This window comes from Bradyrhizobium sp. USDA 4510 (assembly GCF_054059095.1).
The window spans coordinates 7,399,667-7,418,379 of the sequence record NZ_JBSSBT010000001.1 but is presented as its reverse complement, the minus strand read 5'-3'; the positions used below and the strand labels follow the sequence as shown (position 1 = coordinate 7,418,379).

The window sequence follows — 18,713 nt, the reverse complement described above, 5'->3', positions numbered from 1 at the left end:
CCGCGCGGGCAACCAAATTGCGGTATTTTGCAGCGGTGTGACGACGAATCACGGCGCCGTTTCCGGCTGGGTTGCCGTGACCGATTCCCGGGCATGTTCCTGCCAGGTTCGGCGGCCCGAAAATCGTCGTTCGCGTCGCCGACACCGGGCGGATGAGCATGCACGGCTACGCCGCCGCCATCGACCTCAACCTGAAAGTTCGGGATGACCGGCTGTGGGCCGGCAAAGGCAAGACCATCCCCTGCAACAACTGGATGCGGCCGGGATCGTCGGCATCTTCGAGCGCCACGGATTCATTCGGGGCGGCAAGCGGCGTCACTACGATACCATGCATTTCGAGCACCGGCCGGATTTCCCCGAAAGTGAATCCGCTGGCTGGAGGCGTTCTCACGCCAAGCTGATTTCACTGGCCACAAAAACGCGCTAAAGCGCGCTGAAATGCGGATGAGCACTCATCGCGCTTCCGCTTCCATTCGGGCATGATCCTTCCGGGAAACCGCTTTCCACTTTTCCGGGGCATGCCTCAGGCACAGGCCATGTCGACCGCCTCCACGCTCCCCGCCGCCCGGCGCACCAACCGCAAGCTGACGATCCGGCGGATCGCCGCCTGGATCGCCTCGCGCGCCACCGATCCGAGGACCAGCCTGTGGTTCGTGATCGGCTTCGCGCTGGTTCATGCGGTGCTGTGGACGCTGATCCTGGTCAAGCTCAAGGCCGCACAGGACATCCATATGGATGTTGCGGAAGCCTATGCCTGGGGCCAGCGCTTCCTGCTCGGCTATGGCAAGCACCCGCCGCTGTCGGGCTGGATCGCCGGGGTCTGGTTCAGGATTTTTCCCGTCACCAACTGGTCGACCTATGCGCTTGCGATGACGACGGTCAGCTTCGCGCTGGTGGTGTGCTGGCTGATCGCGCTGCGCGTCGTCGATCGCCGTCGCGCGTTCTTCATGGTGGTGATGCTCGCGCTCTACCCGATCTTCAATTTCAAGGGCTTCAAATACAACGCCGATCTCGCGCAGCTGGTGCCGCTGCCGCTGCTGGTGCTGGCCTATCTGAACGCGTTCGAGAAGCGCAGCTTCAAATCGGGTCTCTGGCTCGGCTTTGCCGGCATGCTGGCGCTGATGACCAAGTACTGGGTGGTGACGATGATCGGCGCCGTCGGGCTGGCCGCGCTGATCCATCCGCAACGGACGCAATTCCTGCGCTCGCCGGCGCCATGGGTTGCGATCGGCACGATGGCGGTGGCGATGATCCCGCACCTGGTGTGGCTGGAGGAGGTGGACTTCGTGCCGTTCACCTATGCCGGTGACGTCTACGCGCTGTCGAGCCGCGCACTCAATGTGCAGCTCGTGATCGGCTATGTCGTACACAATGTCGGGCTGCTCGCGATTCCCGTCGTGCTGGGCCTGGTGGCGCTGCTGCTGGGCTCGGTGCCGTGGCGGCCGTCGGACGTGCTGGCGCGGGTCTGGTCGCGCGGACCCAATCCCGCCGTCAACCTTCCGCAGGCGCTCAACGTCTGGATCATCCAGCTGATCGTCGCGATCGGGCCGCCGCTCGGCGCGCTGGCGTTCACCGTCTATATCAAGACCGATTGGGGCATCCCGCTGTTCTTCCTGGTGCCGCTTGCGCTGGTCGCGATTCCCTCGCTTCGCTTCCCGCGCATGGCGCTGTTCTCGATCACCGCGATCTGGTTCGTGGCCACGATCGCCACGCTGATCGCCGCGCCCAGCATCGCCACGCAGGAGATCGCGTCCAACCATGTCGGCGGCTCGACCTACGCCGCGCGCTCCGAGCTCGCGCGCGAACTCACCCAGACCTGGCAGGACAGATTCCATTCGCGCTGGGCCGTGGTCGTCGCGCGGTCCGATATCGGCGAGCCGATGACGTTCTACAGTCCGGATCATCCGGCATCGCTGGTGCCGGGCGAAGCCTGGTCGTCGGGGCTGACGTCGCTCGACGAAGCCAAGCGTCTCGGCTTCATCGGCGTCTGCGACACCACCGATCCGGTGTTCCTGAAGCCCTGCGAGGCGTGGATGGCGGAGCACGCCAAGGACGCCGAGCCGCTGGTGATGACCACCATGCGCTTCTTCAACGGCCATCCCGGTCCGTCGACGGTCTGGAAGGTCTATCTGGTGCCGCCGGCGAAGTAGCTGTCGCTCCCTCGCCCCGCGCTTGCGGGGTCGAGACGAGCGAAGCTCGCTCTTAGAGAGTTGGGGTGAGGGGCTCTCGCCGCGATGGCGATCTATCGATAGACCTGTACCCCTCACCCGGATCGCATCGTTCGATGCGATCCGACCTCTCCCCGCAAGCGGGGCGAGGTGAGAGGTGACTGCCTTACGTGCCTTCCTCGTTGAACTTGCTGGCGACGAGTTCGGCGATGGCGTCGAGCGCCTGCTGCGCTTCGTCGCCCTTTGCTGAGACCACGACCGTGGTGCCGGGCCCGGCGGCGAGCATCATCAAGCCCATGATCGAGGTGCCGCCGACGGTCTCGGTGCCGCGGGTGACCCAGATCTCGGCGTTGAATCGCTCGACCAGCTGGACGAACTTGGCCGATGCCCGCGCATGCAGGCCGCGCTTGTTGACGATCAGGAGCTCACGGGAAATGGCGCCCGCTGGCACGCCCGGGCCGACCTGATTTCCGCCCGGGGCCTCGTCGCTCATTTGCCTGCGAGAACGCGGCTGGCGATGGTGACGTATTTGCGGCCGGCTTCCTGGGCCATCGCGATCGCGTCGGGCAGCGAACGCTCCTCGCGAACCTTGGCAAGCTTGACCAGCATGGGAAGGTTGATGCCTGCGAGCACTTCCACCTTCGGGCGGCTCATGCAGGAGATCGCAAGGTTGGACGGCGTGCCGCCAAACATGTCGGTGAGGATCGCAACGCCGTCGCCGCTATCGACGCGGTTCACCGCCTCGATGATGTCGCTTCGACAGAGATCGGAATCGTCCTCGGCCCCGATCGTAATCGCTTCAATTTGTTTCTGCGGACCCATGACGTGTTCGAGCGCCGCTCTGAACTCGTCGGCAAGGCGCCCATGGGTCACCAGCACTAGACCAATCATTGGAAACTCCTCGCGGGCGCCCTTTGGTGCACCGCACGAACGCGCCACTTTGACCATCCAGAGGCCCTACGCAAGAGGGCATCTTGGCTAGTCTCCCGGTTCCTGGCGATAGAGAGGGGAGGCTGCGCCGGCAAAATCCGACGCGATAGTGGATGTGATATGGTTACCAATTCCCTTCCCACAATTGGCCGCAAGATTACGGGAACATGAACTTTCAGGTTGTCGTCAGCGCGGCGACAACCAGCGGCAGGGGTTGGAAGCCAACGCCGACGGGAATTCGCGGTAACAAAGCACCATTAAGGCGAATCGTGAGCGCCTCCGGCGGCGGCAGCCGCTCGGCGTCGTCAGCGGCGAGGTCGACGATCAGCCCCACCACGGCTTCATCTGCGAACGGACAATGGCGGATTCCGAGGCCTCGGATCTCGATCAGACCAGCCAATTGCTGGACCGGACGAACCCACAATTGTTCGCCGGCTGTGTCGAGACGGACACGGTCATCCCCCACCAAAATGGCCGGCGGAAGCGCTCCGGTGCGCCCGGCGAGAATCAGGTCAAAGGCCAGACGCGACTTGCCGGCGCCCGACGGGCCGCGGATCAGCACCGCACGCTCGCCGACCAGAACGGCGGATGCGTGCACGCTTGAATTGTCGCTCATAGTGTCGGCAGCCTGACCACGAAGCGTGCGCCGGCGATGGTGGGCTTGCCGTCTGCGTCCGCAGGGCCAGCGCGGTTCTCGGCCCAGATGCGTCCGCCATGGGCTTCAATGATCTGCTTGGAGATCGCAAGCCCGAGGCCGGAGTTCTGGCCAAACCCTTGGTGCGGCCGGTCGGTGTAGAAGCGCTCGAAGATCCGCTCCAGCGCGTCCTCGCCGATGCCGGGCCCGTCATCGTCGACCACGATCTCGACCTCGCCGCGGTTGCGGCGGCAGACGATGCGCACCTTGTCGCCCGGCTTGGAGAATGATTGCGCGTTCGACAGCAGGTTCGAGATCACCTGGCCGAGCCGTGAATCATGGCCGGGCACAGAGAGCGTATCGGTCGGTCCGCGGCCCTCGAAGCGGGCTTCGACGGCGACGTCGTGGCCGAGCCTGGTCTCGTTGGCGACGCCGGTCAGCGTCGTCAGCAGCCGCCGCAGATCGACCGGCGCCATGTCCTGGCGCTGCAATTCGGCATCGAGCCGGCTGGCGTCGGAGATGTCGGAGATCAGGCGGTCGAGCCGCCTGACGTCATGCTCGATCACGGCGAGCAGCCGCGCGCGGCTGTTGTCGTTGCGCGCCAAAGGCAGCGTCTCGACCGCGGAGCGCAGCGAGGTCAGCGGATTCTTCAGCTCATGGGCAACGTCGGCGGCGAACATCTCGATCGCCTCGATGCGGCTGTACAGCGCGTTGGTCATGTCGCGCAGCGCGCCGGAGAGATGGCCGATCTCGTCGCGGCGCCCGGTGAAGTCGGGAATCTCGACGCGGGTCTGGATGCGGTGGCGGACGCGCTCGGCGCCGTCGGCGAGCCGTCGCACCGGGCCAGCGATCGTGCTCGCCAATAGCAGCGACAGCATGATCATGACGGCGGAGGCGACGCCGCCGATCTTGAGGATGGCGAGGCGCTCGGACATCACCAGCTGGTCGATGTCGTCGCCCTGCGTGGTCAGCATCAATGCACCGCGCACGGCGCGGAAATGCTGCACCGGGACGGCGACCGACACGATGATCGCGCCGCGCTCGGTGACGCGCACGGCGCTGCCCTTCATGCCCTCGAGCGATTGCGCGACTTCGGAATAACCCTTGCCGCCTTCGGGACCGAGTTCGCGATAGATCGGCAGGTCGCCGCGGTTGAGCCAGGTCTTTATGGTGGCCTTGGTCCTTTCATAGAGCGACGGCTTCTCCGACGGCGGCGGCAGCTCCATGCGCAGCACGTCGCCGCGCGCGAACAGATTGCGGCTGTCGAGGATCAGGCCGCCATCGCGGTCGAAGATGCGGGCCCGCGTCTTGGTCGGCGCGATCAGGCGGCGCAGGACCGGCGCGACCCGCTCGGGATTGATCGGGAAATCCGCCGATTCATCCGGCTGGCCATAACTTTCGCCGGGCTTGAGGTCGAGCAGGCGATCGGGGTCGATCGTGACGGTGTTGCCTTCGACGGTGGCCGAGGCCGCGATCGCCTCCGAGATGATCTCGGCATAGACTTGGAGGCTCTGCGTGCGCGCCTCGATCAGGCCAGCGCGGAATTGCGAGAGATAGAGGATGCTGGCGACCAGCGCGACGAGGCCGGCGAGGTTGAGCGAGACGATACGGCGCGTCAGGCTCGAGAACGACAGCGCGAAGAAGAACTGACCGGCGCGGCGCAGCCAGCCGAGCGGACGGCGCCAGCCCTTGTCCTGCGCCACGTCTTCGGCAACGGCGTCCTGATCGAGGAGCTGTGACGCGTCCTCGGTGTTCAGGCCTTGCTCGAGCTGCGTTCGATCAAGCACTGGCAAAGCTGCCGGTTGGTATGGATGTCGTCCCGCGAAGCAATCGTTCGCCCGAGCTTACCCCAGCCGTGCGGAGCCTGTCAGTTAACAAGCCGCCCGGGAAGCGCAGATCAGGCTTCCTTGAAGCGATAGCCGACGCCGTACAGCGTCTCGATCATCTCGAAGTCGTCGTCGACCACCTTGAACTTCTTGCGCAGCCGCTTGATGTGGCTGTCGATGGTGCGGTCGTCGACATAGACCTGGTCGTCATAGGCCGCGTCCATCAGCGCGTTGCGGCTCTTTACGACGCCGGGGCGGGTGGCGAGCGCCTGCAGGATCAGGAATTCGGTCACGGTGAGCGTCACCGGCTCGTTCTTCCAGGTGCAGGTGTGGCGCTCCGGATCCATCCGCAGCAGGCCGCGGTCCAGCGCGCGGGCGTCCGGCTCCTTCGGCGCGGCGGTCGGATCCTTCGGCTGACCGCGGCGGAGTACGGCCTTGACCCGTTCGACCAGCAGGCGCTGCGAGAACGGCTTGCGGATGAAATCGTCGGCGCCCATTTTCAGGCCGAACAATTCGTCGATCTCCTCATCCTTCGAGGTGAGGAAGATCACCGGCAGGTCGGACTTCTGGCGCAGCCGGCGCAGCGTTTCCATGCCGTCCATGCGCGGCATCTTGATATCGAGGATCGCGAGATCGGGCGGCGACGTGCGAAACCCATCCAGCGCCGACGCACCGTCCGTGTAGGTCATGATGCGATAGCCTTCGGCTTCGAGCGCGATCGAAACCGAAGTGAGAATGTTGCGGTCGTCGTCGACCAGGGCGATTGTGGGCATGTGCTGCTTTCACAATGAGAGTGGCTTAGACGGCGGGCACTCTGGCGACGCGCCGTAGAATTGGGCTTCGAACGCGGTCAACGAGCAATGCAAGCTGGGCTGAAGTGTGACCGAGTTCCGCAAAAATCCGCTTCTGCGACCCACGCGATGGGTCCCCATATAGCACCCTTAGACCATGAGAAAAGGCCCTTTTTTCATAGGGAACCCACCCGATTCGCGCATAAAATGACCCGATAGGCCCATGCAACCGACCGCCGACTTCGATCCTGCCCACCTTGCCCGCTCGCTGCTCCGCCGCAGCCGCCAGGGCGCCCTCGCCACGTTGATGGCCGGCACCGGCGATCCCTATTGCTCGCTGGTCAATCTGGCCAGCCATCCCGACGGCTCGCCGATCCTGCTGATTTCCCGGCTGGCGCTGCATACCAAGAACGTCCTGGCCGATAGCCGGGTGTCGCTGATGCTGGACGAGCGCGCCGAGGGTGATCCGCTGGAGGGCGCCCGGATCATGCTGGCGGGCAAGGCGGAAGAGGTCGGGGAGGCCGGGCGGGAGCTCGTCCGAAGGCGCTATCTCGCTGCCCATCCGTCAGCGGAAGCCTTTGTGGAATTTAAGGATTTCTCGTTCTTCCGGATCAAGCCAAGCGGTGCCCATCTGGTCGCCGGGTTCGGCCGCATCGTGGACCTCAAACCCGCGCAATTCCTGACCGATCTCGGCGGAGCCGAGGCGCTGCTCGAAGCCGAGCCCGGCGCGGTGGCGCATATGAACGAGGATCACCGCGAGGCCATGAACCTTTACGCGACGCGGCTGCTCGGCGCGGAAAGTGCCGACTGGCTCTGCACCGGCTGTGATCCGGATGGCATGGACATGCAGGCCGGCCGCGACACGCTGCGGCTGGATTTCCCTGAGCGCGTCACCACCGGCACCGAGCTGCGCAAGATGCTGGTGCGGCTCGCCGGCGAGGCGCGCGCCAAGGGATAGCAAGGATAGGAGAAAGACCTGTCCTCACGGCGGCGCTGCGGCTGTGGCGAGGCATGGTGTCGCATGGCTGCGGCGGCGCGATTGCGCGGTCCGGATTTGACAGCGCGATCATTTCGCACGGGCGTGTCGTGTCATCGCCCGTTGGCTCGATCTGCATGCAAGAATGTCTGGCGCGGCTGCATCCGAAAATCAGCCGGATCGCGATGTCGACCGCGATGACGCGCGCGTGCGACCACGCTGATTGCGTTATCATCGATCGCGGGGTCAGCGATCGCCTCGCCGCCGAACGCTACGCGTTGCGGAACGTTCACGGCAGTTGAGCGTTGCACCAATCGGGCTTCAACGAAGGTGTGTTGAGCGCAGTCGAAACTGCTCATCAGCAGCTTCTCACTTGCAGCTCAATGCCGATCAGGTGGTGCCGCGTGCAACACGATGGTCATGCTCGGCTCTGCAGCGCTGCGTCAACGCGCGGCGGCTCATCTCAACGATACATCCTCAGCGCGAAATGCATACCCGGCATTCTCCGCGCCGTTCGCCTCGATCGGCGAACGCGCCGCCCGCCGGCTGGCACTTTTTGTGCATCGCAAAGCTCCGTGCGCGGCGGGAAAGGCGATGAAACGTCGCCCGACTGCCGGCAAAACAATGAGAAAACGAAAGCAAGACGAAAGGGTTTCGCGCTGCGGTATTCGCGCCAGATGATGGGCCTGCCTTGGAATCAGCCAAAAGCCGTTCGATTGGCTTGGCAAGCCCGGCGATCCCCACTATTAGGTCGCCGGACCGAAGCCGAGAGGCTATATTCTGATCACGGTCACCGCGGCGGGGCGCGACTAGCGACATTCGCGCGAACAAGGATACGCGGGTTCGAGGAGGTTCTTCGTGCAAGAGACGGGCGTGCATAACGGTGCCTTCGGCGCCGACAAATTCGGCTTAAAAAAACTCAAGGGCGTGCATTGGAATTATGGCGCACCTCAGCTTTACGAGCATTCGCTGCGTAATGGCGAAGCGGTGCTGTCGGCCGATGGCGCGCTTTGCGCGGATACCGGTGTGTTCACCGGGCGCAGTCCGAAGGACAAGTTCACGGTCCGCGACGATCTCACCGACAAGAACATGTGGTGGGCCGGCAACCAGTCGATCACCTCGGAGCAGTTCGCCACGCTCCATGCCGACTTCCTCAAGCATGCCGAAGGCATGACGCTGTTCGCGCAAGATCTTCACGGCGGCGCCGATCCGAAGCATCGCATCAAGACCCGCGTCTTCACCGAGCTTGCCTGGCACTCGCTGTTCATCCGCACGCTGCTGATTCGTCCCGAGGCGTCGGAACTCGCGAGCTTCGTGCCCGAACTGACGATCATCGACCTGCCGAGCTTCCGCGCCGATCCGAAGCGTCACGGCTGCAAGTCGGAGAACGTCGTCGCGATCGATTTCGCCCGCAAGATCGTCCTGATCGGCGGCTCGCAATATGCCGGCGAGATGAAGAAGAGCGTGTTCACCACGCTGAACTATTACCTGCCCGAGAAGGGCGTGATGCCGATGCACTGCTCGGCCAATGTCGGCGCCGACGGCGACACCGCGATCTTCTTCGGCCTGTCCGGCACCGGCAAGACGACGCTCTCGGCCGATCCCAAGCGCACGCTGATCGGCGATGACGAGCATGGCTGGAGCGAGGACGGCGTCTTCAATTTCGAAGGCGGCTGCTACGCCAAGTGCATCAAGCTGTCGGGCGAGGCCGAGCCGGAAATCTACGCCGCCAGCAAGCGCTTCGGCGCGGTGCTGGAAAACGTCGTGCTCGGCGCCAATGATCGCGTGCCCGATTTCGACGACGGCTCGAAGACCGAGAACACCCGCTCGGCCTATCCGCTCGATTTCATCCCGAACGCTTCGCGCACCGGCTGCGCACCGCATCCGAAGAACGTCGTGATGCTCGCCGCCGACGCCTTCGGCGTGATGCCGCCGATCGCCAAGCTGACGCCGGCGCAGGCGATGTATCACTTCCTGTCCGGCTACACCGCGAAGGTCGCCGGCACCGAGCGCGGCCTCGGCAACGAGCCGCAGCCGGAATTCTCCACCTGCTTCGGTTCGCCGTTCCTGCCGCGCGATCCGTCGGTCTACGGCAACATGCTGCGCGAGCTGATCGCCAAGCACAATGTCGATTGCTGGCTGGTTAACACCGGCTGGACCGGCGGCAAGTACGGCACCGGCCGCCGCATGCCGATCAAGGTGACCCGCGCGCTGCTCACCGCGGCGCTGAACGGCTCGCTCCGCAACGCCGACTTCCGCACCGACAAGTATTTCGGCTTCGCGGTGCCGACCTCGCTGCCGGGCGTCGAGCCGCACATCCTCGATCCGATCAAGACCTGGGCCGACAAGGTCGAGTTCGACAAGACCGCGCGTGCGCTGGTCGGCATGTTCCAGAAGAACTTCGCCAAGTTCGAAGCGCAGGTCGACGCCGAAGTCCGCGCCGCCGCACCGGAAGTGAAGCTGGCGGCGGAGTAAGCCGCGCAAGCGATACGCGATTTGAAAAGGCGGCCCTCGTGGCCGCTTTTTTGATTTTTGACGCAGTCAACGAAGCGCGCACCTTTTCGATCCGGCAAGCTGAGCAGCCAACGGCGCCACATACTCCAGTGTCGTCCCGGCGAAGGCCGGGACCCATACTCCGCAGCGGATGTTGTGGTTGGGACTCGTCATTCCACCGGTGCGCAACAATGACAATCGGTGGTTATGGGTCCCGGCTTTCGCCCATAGGCGCTAAAATAGGATTTGCGCCTTGGATTCGTTTGTGATTCCAAGATGGAATGGCACACGAATCGCTTGTGAACAAAGATTGGGCGCGCGTTGTCGCCCGACTTGGCGGAGCCGAGGCTCTGAACATTAGCGCGCGCAAGACGAAGGCGTTTGTCCGTCCGCGGGAGATCAGCAATGCGGTCGACTTGCTGCGCCTGATCTTGGCTTATTGCCTTGGTGAGAAAGGGCTGCGGTTGACGGCGGCATGGGCCACGTCGGTTGGGCTTGTCGATATCTCCAACGTGGCTCTGTTGTATCGCTTACGTCAGTGCGGAGATTGGCTGGCAATCTTGGTCGAGCAGGCGCTTGCCGACGCGGCGCCGAAGGCGATCCGCGGTCGTCTGATCCGTATTGTTGACGCCACGACGGTCCCCAAGGCTGGGACGAGCGGCAGGAACAAGAACGCAGTGTGGCGTATCCATAGCGCGTTCGATCTTCCGCAGGAGCGCTTTGGTCACTTCGAACTGACCGATCAGCGAGCGGGCGAGACGCTGGATCGGATACCGGCGGTTGCCGGTGAGATCCGTCTTGCCGATCGCGCCTATCTGCAACCGGAGCGCATGGCGCATCTCGTCGATGCCGATGCAGACTTCGTGATCCGGGCCGGCTGGAAGAGCGCGCGCTGGCTCGATGCCGAAGGTAATCTTGTTGACCTCACTGCCGAACTGCGCAACGCCTCGGCGCGTGGCCTGATCGATCGGCCGATTTGGATAAAGCGCAAGTCAGGTGCGCCGCCGCTCGCAGTGCGTCTGGTTGCCGCGAAGAAGCCGGCGCAAGCTGCTGCGGCTGCGCGACGCAAGGCGCGCCGGACTGCACAAAAGGGAGGTCATCAGCTCTCCAGGCAAACACTTGACGCCGCAGATTGGGTGATCCTGGTGACCTCACTCAGGCCAGAGGACTTCACGACTGCAGATATCCTCGCCCTCTATCGGCTGCGATGGCGCATTGAGCTCGGCTTCAAGCGGCTGAAAAGCCTGATTGGCCTGAAGGGACCTCCCGGAACCGACGAGCGGTCCGCCAGACCCCATATCCTCGCTCATCTGCTGATCATTCTATTGCTCGAGCCGCTCGTCGACGAACTCGAAGACTCTCCCCGCTTGGCCGACGCCGCCTGACCCACCCAGTGACGTGGCGTCTGCTGCGCCAGCTCGTCGCTTCGCTACGGCAAGCGATCATTCCACAGCCCGCAATCGCTCTACTCTGCAGAGCCAGTCACGCTCTCCGGCGACATCTACGCGAGCCACCCAGACATAAGCGCCACTATCAGACTATGATCAAACTATCTTAGCGCCTATGGGCTTTCGCCGGGACGACATCGCGTGTGTTGCTCCACTACTCCCCCATCTCCGGCAGCACCGCGTTGCTCGGCGTCTGCCGGTCGGTGATCTGCAGGCCGAACAGGCTGCCGATCAATTCGACCGCGACGCGCGCGGTGCGGCCGCGCTCGTCGAGGAAGGGATTGAGCTCAACGATGTCGAGCGAGCGCACCAGCCCGGAATCGTGCAGCAGCTCCATGATGAGATGGGCTTCCCGATAGGTCGCGCCGCCGGGCACCGTGGTACCGACGCCGGGCGCCACCGCCGGATCGAGGAAGTCGACATCGAACGAGACATGCAGCACGCCGTTCTTCGCCCTGACGCGTTCGATGACGCGGCGCGTGAGCACGGCGACGCCGAACTCGTCGATCTGGCGCATGTCCGCGATCGACACGTTGCGCTGCCGCAGCAGCTTGCGCTCCAGCGGATCGACCGAGCGCGTGCCGATCAGGTCGAGCTGATCGGGCGGGATCGAGGCGCGCGGCAGTCCGCCGAGCAGATCGTCGAGACCGGGCTCGCCGCACAGGAACGCGGCCGACATGCCGTGCATGTTGCCGGTGATGGTGGTGGCCGGCGTGTTGTAGTCAGCATGCGCGTCGACCCACAACGCAAACAGCGGCCGGCCCTTTTCCTGCCAGTAGCGCGCGACGCCGTTGATCGACCCCATCGACAGCGAGTGATCGCCGCCCATGAAGATCGGGATCGCGCCGGAATGCGCCAGCCAATAGGCGCGCTCGGAGAGCGCGCGGGTCCAGGTCTTCACCTCGTCATAGAACCTGGTGTTGGCCGGCACCGGGCCGTCGGCGACGACGGCGGGGATCGCAAGGTTGCCGTGATCATCGACCTGGAAGTCGAGCTGCTCGAGCAGGCGCGCGATGCCCGCGGTGCGCAGCGCATCCGGTCCCATCAGCGGGCCGGCCTGCGATGCGCCGATCTCGATGGGAACGCCAAGCAGGGCGATGCGCGAGGGCTTTGACGTGTCGGCTTCGGACATGCAGCAGTGCTCCCAAAGGTGTGGAACAGAAGCGACGTGCCAATGTTCCCTCAACCCTTGAAATAGGCAATGCGGTCGTAACAGACCAATGTGGATATTTGGCTACGCCTTGAAATAAGCGATCTGCGTCGTGGTCGCGAGCAGCCGGCCGGACGGCGACCACAATTCGCCGTGCTGGTCGCCGTAGCTCTTGTGGAAGCTCTTGGCGTCGGCGGTGGCGAGCACGCGGGTGGTATCCTCCGCGTCCAGGTCGGCCGCGTCGGCGTGGAAATAGGTCGTCAGCGACACGGTGCCGAACGGCACCAGCTCGTGCCTTGCGTGGAAGACGCGGCCGAAGAACGCGTCCGACATCGACATCAGCGACAGCGCATCGAGCTTGCGCGGCACACGGTCGGCGATCCAGAGCTTTGAATAGGGGCTCGACGGCTGTTTCGCGCCGCCGCCGCCGGCGAACTTCGGCTCGCCCTCGGCGAAGCGGAAATCGTACTGGTTGGCCCAGGTCATCTTGAGCTTTGGAAAGGACCGCAGATGTTCGAACGGCACGGCGCCCGGAAACCCGGCCGGTTGGTGCGACCAGGACGGGCGGCGCTCGGCGAACACGGCGGTCGCCAGTGTCGCGACCTCGCCGCCGCCCTGCGTCATGTCGACCGACCAGTGCTGGCTCGAGCGGTTGGCCTTGACCAGGCGGACATCGAGATCGAACGCGCCCTCGGCGACCGGCGCGCAGTAGTTGACCGTCAGCGCCAGCGGATCACCCGCGCGCTGCGGATGCTGCATCAGCGCGCGCAGGATGGTCGCGGCCGTGCAGCCGCCGAACGGGCCGACGAACGCCCAATAGTCCGGGCTGGTCCGTCCCTGCCAGCGGCTGTCGCCGGCGGTCACGGCGGTTGCTTCATCGAAAAGGTGCGGGGTCTTGGTGAGCATGCAGGTCTTTCAATATCGACTGGCGCTTCCGTATCGCCATACGCAATGACGAGCAATGACGTTCGTCATGCAATATCGCGAGCATTGCGCTGATTTCAATGACGTCGGGCGTAATCGATTTCCGCGTCCCGGGATTATCCCTTCGCCTCGCGCTGGTTGCCGAGCTGCGGCGAGGCACCCGGATGCATCGGCACGTGCCAGATGTCCTCGGCATATTCGCGGATGGTGCGGTCGGAGGAGAACCAGGCCATGCGCGCCACATTGAGGATCGAGGCGCGGGTCCATGCCGGCGCTACCATCCAGCGGGCGTCGATGCCGCGCTGCGCGTCGTAGTAGGAATCGAAATCGGCCGAGACCATGTAGTGGTCGAGGTAGCGCAGCGCGTGCCCGATCGAGGCGAAGCGTGCGGGATCGCCGGGCGAGAACTCGCCGCTCTCGATGGCGCGGATCGCGCGCTCCAGCCGTGGCGATTTGCGGATCGCGTCGCTGGCGTCCAATCCCTGCTTGCGGCGGACCATGACGTCGCCGGCCTCGAGGCCGAAGATCGCGATGTTCTCCTCGCCGACATTGTCGCGGATCTCGATATTGGCGCCGTCGAGCGTGCCGATCGTCAGTGCACCGTTCAGTGCGAGCTTCATGTTGCCGGTGCCGGACGCCTCCATGCCGGCGGTCGAGATCTGCTCGGAGAGATCGGCGGCCGGAATGATCACCTCGGCGAGGCTGACATTGTAGTCGGCGAGAAAGGCGACCTTCAGCCTGCCGCCGAGCGAAGCGTCGTTGTTGACGACCTCGGCGACGTCGTTGATCAGCTTGATGATCAGCTTGGCGTAGCGGTAGCTCGCCGCCGCCTTGCCGGCGAAGATTTTCACGCGCGGCACCCAGTCGCGCCGCGGATCGTCCTTCATCGCGTGATACAGCGCGATCGTCTCCAGGATGTTGAGCAGTTGCCGCTTGTATTCGTGGATGCGCTTGATCTGCACGTCGAACAGCGCCGACGGGTCGACCTTGATGTGGTTGCGCTCGCCGATCAGCCTTGCCAGCGCCAGCTTGTTGTGATGCTTGACGTCGCGGAAGCGCTTCTGGAACTCCAGGTCGCTCGAATGGGTCTCGAGCCGCTCGAGCAGCGAGAAGTCGTCGAGCACGGCCTCGCCGCAGGCTTCGCGCAGCAGCGCGGTCAGCCGCGGATTGGCCAGCATCAGCCAGCGGCGGAACGTGATGCCGTTGGTCTTGTTGGTGATGCGCGACGGATAGAGATGATGCAGGTCGTGGAACACGGTCTCCTTCATCAGGTCGGAATGCATCGCGGAGACGCCGTTGATGCGGTGCGAGCCGACGAAGGCGAGCTGGCCCATCCGCACGCGGCGGCCGCTGCGCTCGTCGATCAGCGAGACCGAGGCGCGATACTCGATGTCGCCGGGGAAACGCTCCTCGGCGAGCGCGAGATGGGCCACATTGATGCGGTAGATGATCTCGAGATGCCGCGGCAGCAGCCGCTCGAACAGTTCGACCGGCCAGGTCTCGAGCGCCTCGGGCAGCAGCGTGTGGTTGGTGTAGGACAGGGTCGCGACCGTAATCTTCCAGGCCTCGTCCCAGCGGAAATTGTGCAGGTCGACCAGGATGCGCATCAGCTCGGTGACCGCAAGGCTCGGATGGGTATCGTTGAGCTGCACGGCCGCCTTCTGCGCAAGATTGCGCAGGCCGCCGTCGGAGGCGAGATGCCGCTTGACGAGATCCTGCAATGAGGCCGAGACGAAGAAGTATTCCTGGCGCAGCCGGAGCTCGCGGCCCGCCGCGCTCTCGTCGTTCGGATAGAGGAATTTGCAGATCGCTTCCGCGCGCGCCTGCTCGGCGCTGGCCGAGACGTAGTCGCCGGTGTTGAAGACGTCGAGCTCGAGCGGATCGGGTGCATGCGCCGACCACAGGCGGAGCGCGTTGACGTGCTGGCCGCGCCAGCCGACGATCGGCGTGTCATAGGCCATGGCCTCGACGGTTTCCGCCGGATGCCAGGTGGCGCGGTCGCGGCCGCGCTCGTCGACATGCTCGACATTGCCGCCGAAGTGAACGTTGTAGACCACCTCCGGCCGCTGGAATTCCCAGGGATTGCCGAAGGCGAGCCACTCGTCGGGATATTCCTGCTGCCAGCCCTGGTTCATGATCTGGCGGAACAGGCCGAAATCGTAGCGGATGCCGTAGCCGGTCGCGGGGATCGCCAGCGTCGCCATGCTCTCCATGAAGCAGGCCGCGAGCCGGCCGAGGCCGCCATTGCCGAGCGCCGCATCCGGCTCGCATTTGCGCAGGTCCGAAAGATCGACGCCGAGGTCGCCGAGCGCCGCCTCGAACAGCGGCAGCAGTCCCATATTGTTCAGCGCGTCGGTGAACAGGCGGCCGATCAGGAACTCGAGCGAGAGATAATAGACGCGCTTGGCGCCGGCGTCGTAGCTCTGCTTCTCGGCCGTCAGCCAGTGGTGCACGATGCGGTCGCGCAGCGTCAGTGCCGCGGCCTTGTACCAGTCGCGTCTGGTCGCAACGGTGGCGTCCTTGCCGATCGCAAGCCGGAGCTTGGCTAGGATCGCGCTCTTGATCTCGGTCAGCGCCAGCTCGTCGATCGGCTGGTTCAATGCCGGGTAGTTTGTCTGTTCCTGCAACGCGCCCAATCCCTGCCGTTCAACCGGAACATGATGCGGTGATGCGCATCATGACCCCATCTCATTGGTGGAGCATGGTTCCCCGGAGATCCCGGTTCCGCGGCCTTCCGATTACGCTCCAGCGCAATGATACCCGCCTTGCAAGGCAATCGAAACCGTCAGGGACGATGCCATACACAGCGCTGCCGTGATTTTATGCAAGGACCGGGCCGCTTCGGGAACCTTCCTGACCAGCCGTCATGGGTGTTACGATGGCGCTGCAGAAGCCGGGATTTCGCGACAATTGACCGGAGGATGCGTGATGAGACTCTTGATCGAAATCGCGGCCGCGGCGTTGCTCGTGGTGTGCATCACGGCGACCAGCGCAGCCGATGCCGCGGGCAGACCGGGCCGCAGCGCCGACGGCCTGAATTGCGGCTTCAGCGTGGCGCAGAACGCATCGCCCGCCGCGCGCTGTGCCGCCATCAAGCGGCAATGCGGCGGCAAGTTCTACGCAAATGCCTGCGGCGACAAGCTGCTCTCGGCGATGAATTGAGCGGCCGCGCAACGCGCTTTCACGCTCAATCGGGACACCGTGGTGATACGGATTTCCAAGCCTTAACGGAGCCTTTACAAACACAGCTGTCGCTCGTGGGGCGGGCACATTTTTCAGCTCCGACGCATTTCATTCCGAAGCCATTTTCAACGGGCCGCTGACCTGGTCAGCGGCCCGAATTGCTTTTTGGGGCGGCATATGCGCGCGACGGGGCGATGATACTCACTCGCGCCTCAGCCGTCGTCCTGGCGAAAGCCAGGACCCATTACCCCAATAGTCAGATGAGGCCCGACAGGTCGTTCCAATCCGGATTTTCTGCTTCGATCAGCTTGATCTTCCAGTCGCGCTTCCAGAACTTCAGCTGCTTCTCGCGGGCGATCGCTTCCTGCGGCGTGGCGAATTCCTCGACATGGACGAGGCGGAAGTCTTGGTATTTGTACACAAACTTGGAGCCTCGACCGGAGCGATGCAATTCAAGCCGCGCGCCGACATCGTTGGTGACCCCGATATAGATCGTGCCGTGATGCCGGCTTGCGAGGATGTAGACGTAGTAGCTGCTTGCTGCGCTCATCGTTTGGCCCAATCTCGCGAGATGTCGGCCTATTGGGCTAATGGGTCCTGGCTTTCGCCAGGACGACGTCCGGGAACGATCATTAAACCAATCAGAACGAATTAAGAACACTTTAGCAAGTCTTTGATATATCATTGTGATTCGGCGGCTGCGCCGACACAATATCTATGGTCTTTCAGTCTCTGCGAGGACTACATGTCCACCATCGCCTTCGATCAATTCGCCCTGACCCGGATTGCCGATTTCGCGCGGTCGCTGTCGCGGCTGCACCAGGCCTCGCGCCGCCAGCCGATCGACGACGACCAGCTCGATCGCGAGTTCAACGCGGTCTGCATGTCGATCTGGGGCTACACCACGGATGATTTCAGCGACGAACTGTTCTCGGACGAGGATCACGCCTGGCTCGACTCGCTCGATGAAGCGCATGCGCGGATCTTCGCCGGCGAGCAGGGTTATGATCTCGTCGACGACCACGGCATGCTGACGGACTGGTGGGGCTATTGCTGGATGATCCTCGCCGAGAAGCGCGGCATCCTCAATCCGGAGAACCGCGCGGCCGCGCGGGCCGCGATCGAGGAGAAATACATGGCCGCGCCGAACGTGATCGGCGTGATCGTGGCGCGCTGATAGTTGTCGCGATGTCATTCCGGGGCGATGCGAAGCATCGAACCCGGAATCTCGAGATTCCGGGTCTGGTGCTTACGCACCATCCCGGAATGACGGGCTGACGCCCGTCAGTTCGCTTCGGCGCGCCTTGCCGGCTTTGCAGCGTTGCCCTTCGGCGCAACAGACGACGGCGGCGACGGCGCGACATCGCTTCTGGTTTCCGGCAGCGGCGCGTCGCCGGCGATCTCGGCGCTGACCGGGGCGACCTTCATTTCGCCGAGCCGCGCGCGGACCGCCGAAGTCAGTCCGGGATAGGAGGCAACCGGCGTGAAGTCGAACGACTGCTCGTTGCCGACACGGATGCCGGTATAGGCGACGAGGCCGTCGGTGGTCGCGATCACGTCGCCGGCACGCAGCGAGGCATCGAGCGCGAGGTCGACCGGCGCGAGCCCCGCCGGGTCGCGGCCGTTGCAGGTGCAGTCGGCGCGCAACGCCTTGCGATAGGCGAAGGCGTTCTCGCTGTCGGCGTAGCGTTCGCCAGCGGTCGATGCGGCGCTGTCGATATGGCTGCCGTAATAGACCTTGGTCGCGCTCGCCGGACAGAACGCCTGGCAAAGCTGCGCCGGCGTGGCGTTGCCGCGCATCGTCAGCGGAAAATATTTGCCGTCGCAGCTGCGCACGCAATACGCCGGTCCGGAACCGGCCACGCGCGGCGCGGAGATGGGGGCGGACGGCTGCCGTTCAGCCTGCTGGTTGAGGCCGAACGGGTCGGCGAAGAAATTGGCTTGCGGCGGCGCCTGCCGGCTCTGCTGCTTCTGGGAACCGCCGAAGAAGAAGTCGAACAGCCCTTCGGCCGACACAGGCGCGGGCACCACCAGGATGGAACCCGCAAAGGCCGCGGCGGCAAGCATCACGCGGCGCCGCATGCGCCGATCACTCAACTCTGTACGCAACGCCAACTCCACCCGACGCGCCACGCCGCGGCGACAAGCTGCCCCGGCGGCTTCACCTTAAGGCGTGATGGTAAACGAGCG

Annotated in this window: 19 protein-coding genes; 9 read left to right on the top strand and 10 right to left on the bottom strand. The window is 64.3% G+C overall.

What is annotated here, in order from left to right; translation table 11 throughout:
• The first annotated feature begins 214 nt into the window (after positions 1-214).
• The gene (locus ACVMDN_RS34555; RefSeq protein ID WP_349629221.1) at positions 215-427 is read left to right on the top strand and encodes a M15 family metallopeptidase; all 213 of its coding nucleotides are present in this window, start codon (positions 215-217) and stop codon (positions 425-427) included.
• Between the two features lie 109 nt (positions 428-536).
• On the top strand, positions 537-2,150 hold the full coding sequence (locus ACVMDN_RS34550; protein ID WP_076831131.1) for a glycosyltransferase family 39 protein: 1,614 nt from the start codon (positions 537-539) through the stop codon (positions 2,148-2,150).
• A 184-nt stretch (positions 2,151-2,334) separates the two neighbouring features.
• On the opposite strand, the gene ACVMDN_RS34545 is transcribed toward ACVMDN_RS34550, so the two are convergent.
• The 5 genes from ACVMDN_RS34545 to ACVMDN_RS34525 form a co-directional block, all read right to left on the bottom strand.
• Entirely contained in the window at positions 2,335-2,661 is a 327-nt protein-coding gene (locus ACVMDN_RS34545; RefSeq protein ID WP_028335869.1) for an HPr family phosphocarrier protein, read from the bottom strand.
• Positions 2,658-3,059, bottom strand: a complete 402-nt coding sequence (locus tag ACVMDN_RS34540) for a PTS sugar transporter subunit IIA (RefSeq protein ID WP_021076632.1) — start codon at positions 3,057-3,059, stop codon at positions 2,658-2,660. The genes ACVMDN_RS34545 and ACVMDN_RS34540 overlap by 4 nt, the downstream gene beginning before the upstream one ends.
• Before the next feature lie 214 nt (positions 3,060-3,273).
• Positions 3,274-3,714, bottom strand: coding sequence for an HPr kinase/phosphorylase (locus tag ACVMDN_RS34535; RefSeq protein ID WP_076831128.1), 441 nt, complete (start codon positions 3,712-3,714; stop codon positions 3,274-3,276).
• The gene (locus tag ACVMDN_RS34530; RefSeq protein ID WP_057019534.1) at positions 3,711-5,519 is read right to left on the bottom strand and encodes a sensor histidine kinase; all 1,809 of its coding nucleotides are present in this window, start codon (positions 5,517-5,519) and stop codon (positions 3,711-3,713) included. Before ACVMDN_RS34530 ends, ACVMDN_RS34535 begins: the two co-directional genes overlap by 4 nt.
• A gap of 110 nt (positions 5,520-5,629) precedes the next feature.
• Entirely contained in the window at positions 5,630-6,331 is a 702-nt protein-coding gene (locus ACVMDN_RS34525; RefSeq protein ID WP_016843287.1) for a response regulator transcription factor, read from the bottom strand.
• A 241-nt stretch (positions 6,332-6,572) separates the two neighbouring features.
• Between ACVMDN_RS34525 and ACVMDN_RS34520 the strand changes: the two genes are divergently transcribed.
• From ACVMDN_RS34520 to ACVMDN_RS34500, 5 genes are all read left to right on the top strand, one after another.
• A complete protein-coding gene (locus tag ACVMDN_RS34520) occupies positions 6,573-7,307 on the top strand; it encodes a HugZ family pyridoxamine 5'-phosphate oxidase (protein ID WP_076831125.1) in 735 nt (244 codons plus the stop codon).
• A 53-nt stretch (positions 7,308-7,360) separates the two neighbouring features.
• Positions 7,361-7,627 (top strand): hypothetical protein, encoded by a 267-nt coding sequence (locus ACVMDN_RS34515; RefSeq protein WP_158074224.1) that lies wholly within the window; start codon positions 7,361-7,363, stop codon positions 7,625-7,627.
• Positions 7,628-7,739: 112 nt separating this feature from the next.
• Positions 7,740-8,006 carry a hypothetical protein gene (locus ACVMDN_RS34510; RefSeq protein ID WP_141339785.1) on the top strand — a complete coding sequence of 89 codons (267 nt, stop codon included), beginning with the start codon at positions 7,740-7,742 and terminating at the stop codon, positions 8,004-8,006.
• A gap of 177 nt (positions 8,007-8,183) precedes the next feature.
• Positions 8,184-9,800 (top strand): phosphoenolpyruvate carboxykinase, encoded by a 1,617-nt coding sequence (locus tag ACVMDN_RS34505; protein WP_076831120.1) that lies wholly within the window; start codon positions 8,184-8,186, stop codon positions 9,798-9,800.
• Between the two features lie 317 nt (positions 9,801-10,117).
• A complete protein-coding gene (locus ACVMDN_RS34500) occupies positions 10,118-11,203 on the top strand; it encodes an IS4 family transposase (protein ID WP_253587271.1) in 1,086 nt (361 codons plus the stop codon).
• A gap of 217 nt (positions 11,204-11,420) precedes the next feature.
• On the opposite strand, the gene rocF is transcribed toward ACVMDN_RS34500, so the two are convergent.
• The 3 genes from rocF to ACVMDN_RS34485 all read right to left on the bottom strand — a co-directional run bounded on the left by rocF (position 11,421) and on the right by ACVMDN_RS34485 (position 15,976).
• Positions 11,421-12,398, bottom strand: coding sequence for an arginase (gene rocF, locus ACVMDN_RS34495; protein ID WP_076831116.1), 978 nt, complete (start codon positions 12,396-12,398; stop codon positions 11,421-11,423).
• 102 nt (positions 12,399-12,500) lie between these two features.
• Complete coding sequence (locus ACVMDN_RS34490; RefSeq protein WP_076831113.1) at positions 12,501-13,322, bottom strand: acyl-CoA thioesterase; 822 nt, start codon at positions 13,320-13,322, stop codon at positions 12,501-12,503.
• A 134-nt stretch (positions 13,323-13,456) separates the two neighbouring features.
• On the bottom strand, positions 13,457-15,976 hold the full coding sequence (locus ACVMDN_RS34485; RefSeq protein ID WP_141339784.1) for a glycogen/starch/alpha-glucan phosphorylase: 2,520 nt from the start codon (positions 15,974-15,976) through the stop codon (positions 13,457-13,459).
• A 292-nt stretch (positions 15,977-16,268) separates the two neighbouring features.
• Here ACVMDN_RS34485 and ACVMDN_RS34480 point away from each other — a divergent pair, with 292 nt between their 5' ends.
• Positions 16,269-16,502: a hypothetical protein gene (locus ACVMDN_RS34480; protein ID WP_057019498.1), complete on the top strand. Its 234-nt coding sequence runs from the start codon at positions 16,269-16,271 to the stop codon at positions 16,500-16,502.
• A gap of 277 nt (positions 16,503-16,779) precedes the next feature.
• Here ACVMDN_RS34480 and ACVMDN_RS34475 read toward each other — a convergent pair whose 3' ends face one another.
• The gene (locus ACVMDN_RS34475; protein WP_310885515.1) at positions 16,780-17,073 is read right to left on the bottom strand and encodes a GIY-YIG nuclease family protein; all 294 of its coding nucleotides are present in this window, start codon (positions 17,071-17,073) and stop codon (positions 16,780-16,782) included.
• A 195-nt stretch (positions 17,074-17,268) separates the two neighbouring features.
• Between ACVMDN_RS34475 and ACVMDN_RS34470 the strand changes: the two genes are divergently transcribed.
• On the top strand, positions 17,269-17,700 hold the full coding sequence (locus ACVMDN_RS34470; RefSeq protein WP_016843277.1) for a hypothetical protein: 432 nt from the start codon (positions 17,269-17,271) through the stop codon (positions 17,698-17,700).
• A gap of 107 nt (positions 17,701-17,807) precedes the next feature.
• On the opposite strand, the gene ACVMDN_RS34465 is transcribed toward ACVMDN_RS34470, so the two are convergent.
• Positions 17,808-18,605, bottom strand: a complete 798-nt coding sequence (locus ACVMDN_RS34465; protein WP_076831105.1) for a DUF2865 domain-containing protein — start codon at positions 18,603-18,605, stop codon at positions 17,808-17,810.
• Positions 18,606-18,713 lie beyond the last annotated feature (108 nt).

Coding starts and splice junctions, on each gene's coding strand:
- ACVMDN_RS34550 (WP_076831131.1), top strand. CDS start 537: ATGTCGACCGCCTCCACGCTCCCCGCCGCCCGGCGCACCAACCGCAAG.
- ACVMDN_RS34545 (WP_028335869.1), bottom strand. CDS start 2,661: ATGAGCGACGAGGCCCCGGGCGGAAATCAGGTCGGCCCGGGCGTGCCA.
- ACVMDN_RS34540 (WP_021076632.1), bottom strand. CDS start 3,059: ATGATTGGTCTAGTGCTGGTGACCCATGGGCGCCTTGCCGACGAGTTC.
- ACVMDN_RS34535 (WP_076831128.1), bottom strand. CDS start 3,714: ATGAGCGACAATTCAAGCGTGCACGCATCCGCCGTTCTGGTCGGCGAG.
- ACVMDN_RS34525 (WP_016843287.1), bottom strand. CDS start 6,331: ATGCCCACAATCGCCCTGGTCGACGACGACCGCAACATTCTCACTTCG.
- ACVMDN_RS34520 (WP_076831125.1), top strand. CDS start 6,573: ATGCAACCGACCGCCGACTTCGATCCTGCCCACCTTGCCCGCTCGCTG.
- ACVMDN_RS34515 (WP_158074224.1), top strand. CDS start 7,361: ATGGTGTCGCATGGCTGCGGCGGCGCGATTGCGCGGTCCGGATTTGAC.
- ACVMDN_RS34510 (WP_141339785.1), top strand. CDS start 7,740: ATGGTCATGCTCGGCTCTGCAGCGCTGCGTCAACGCGCGGCGGCTCAT.
- rocF (WP_076831116.1), bottom strand. CDS start 12,398: ATGTCCGAAGCCGACACGTCAAAGCCCTCGCGCATCGCCCTGCTTGGC.
- ACVMDN_RS34490 (WP_076831113.1), bottom strand. CDS start 13,322: ATGCTCACCAAGACCCCGCACCTTTTCGATGAAGCAACCGCCGTGACC.
- ACVMDN_RS34480 (WP_057019498.1), top strand. CDS start 16,269: ATGAGACTCTTGATCGAAATCGCGGCCGCGGCGTTGCTCGTGGTGTGC.
- ACVMDN_RS34475 (WP_310885515.1), bottom strand. CDS start 17,073: ATGAGCGCAGCAAGCAGCTACTACGTCTACATCCTCGCAAGCCGGCAT.
- ACVMDN_RS34470 (WP_016843277.1), top strand. CDS start 17,269: ATGTCCACCATCGCCTTCGATCAATTCGCCCTGACCCGGATTGCCGAT.
- ACVMDN_RS34465 (WP_076831105.1), bottom strand. CDS start 18,605: ATGCGGCGCCGCGTGATGCTTGCCGCCGCGGCCTTTGCGGGTTCCATC.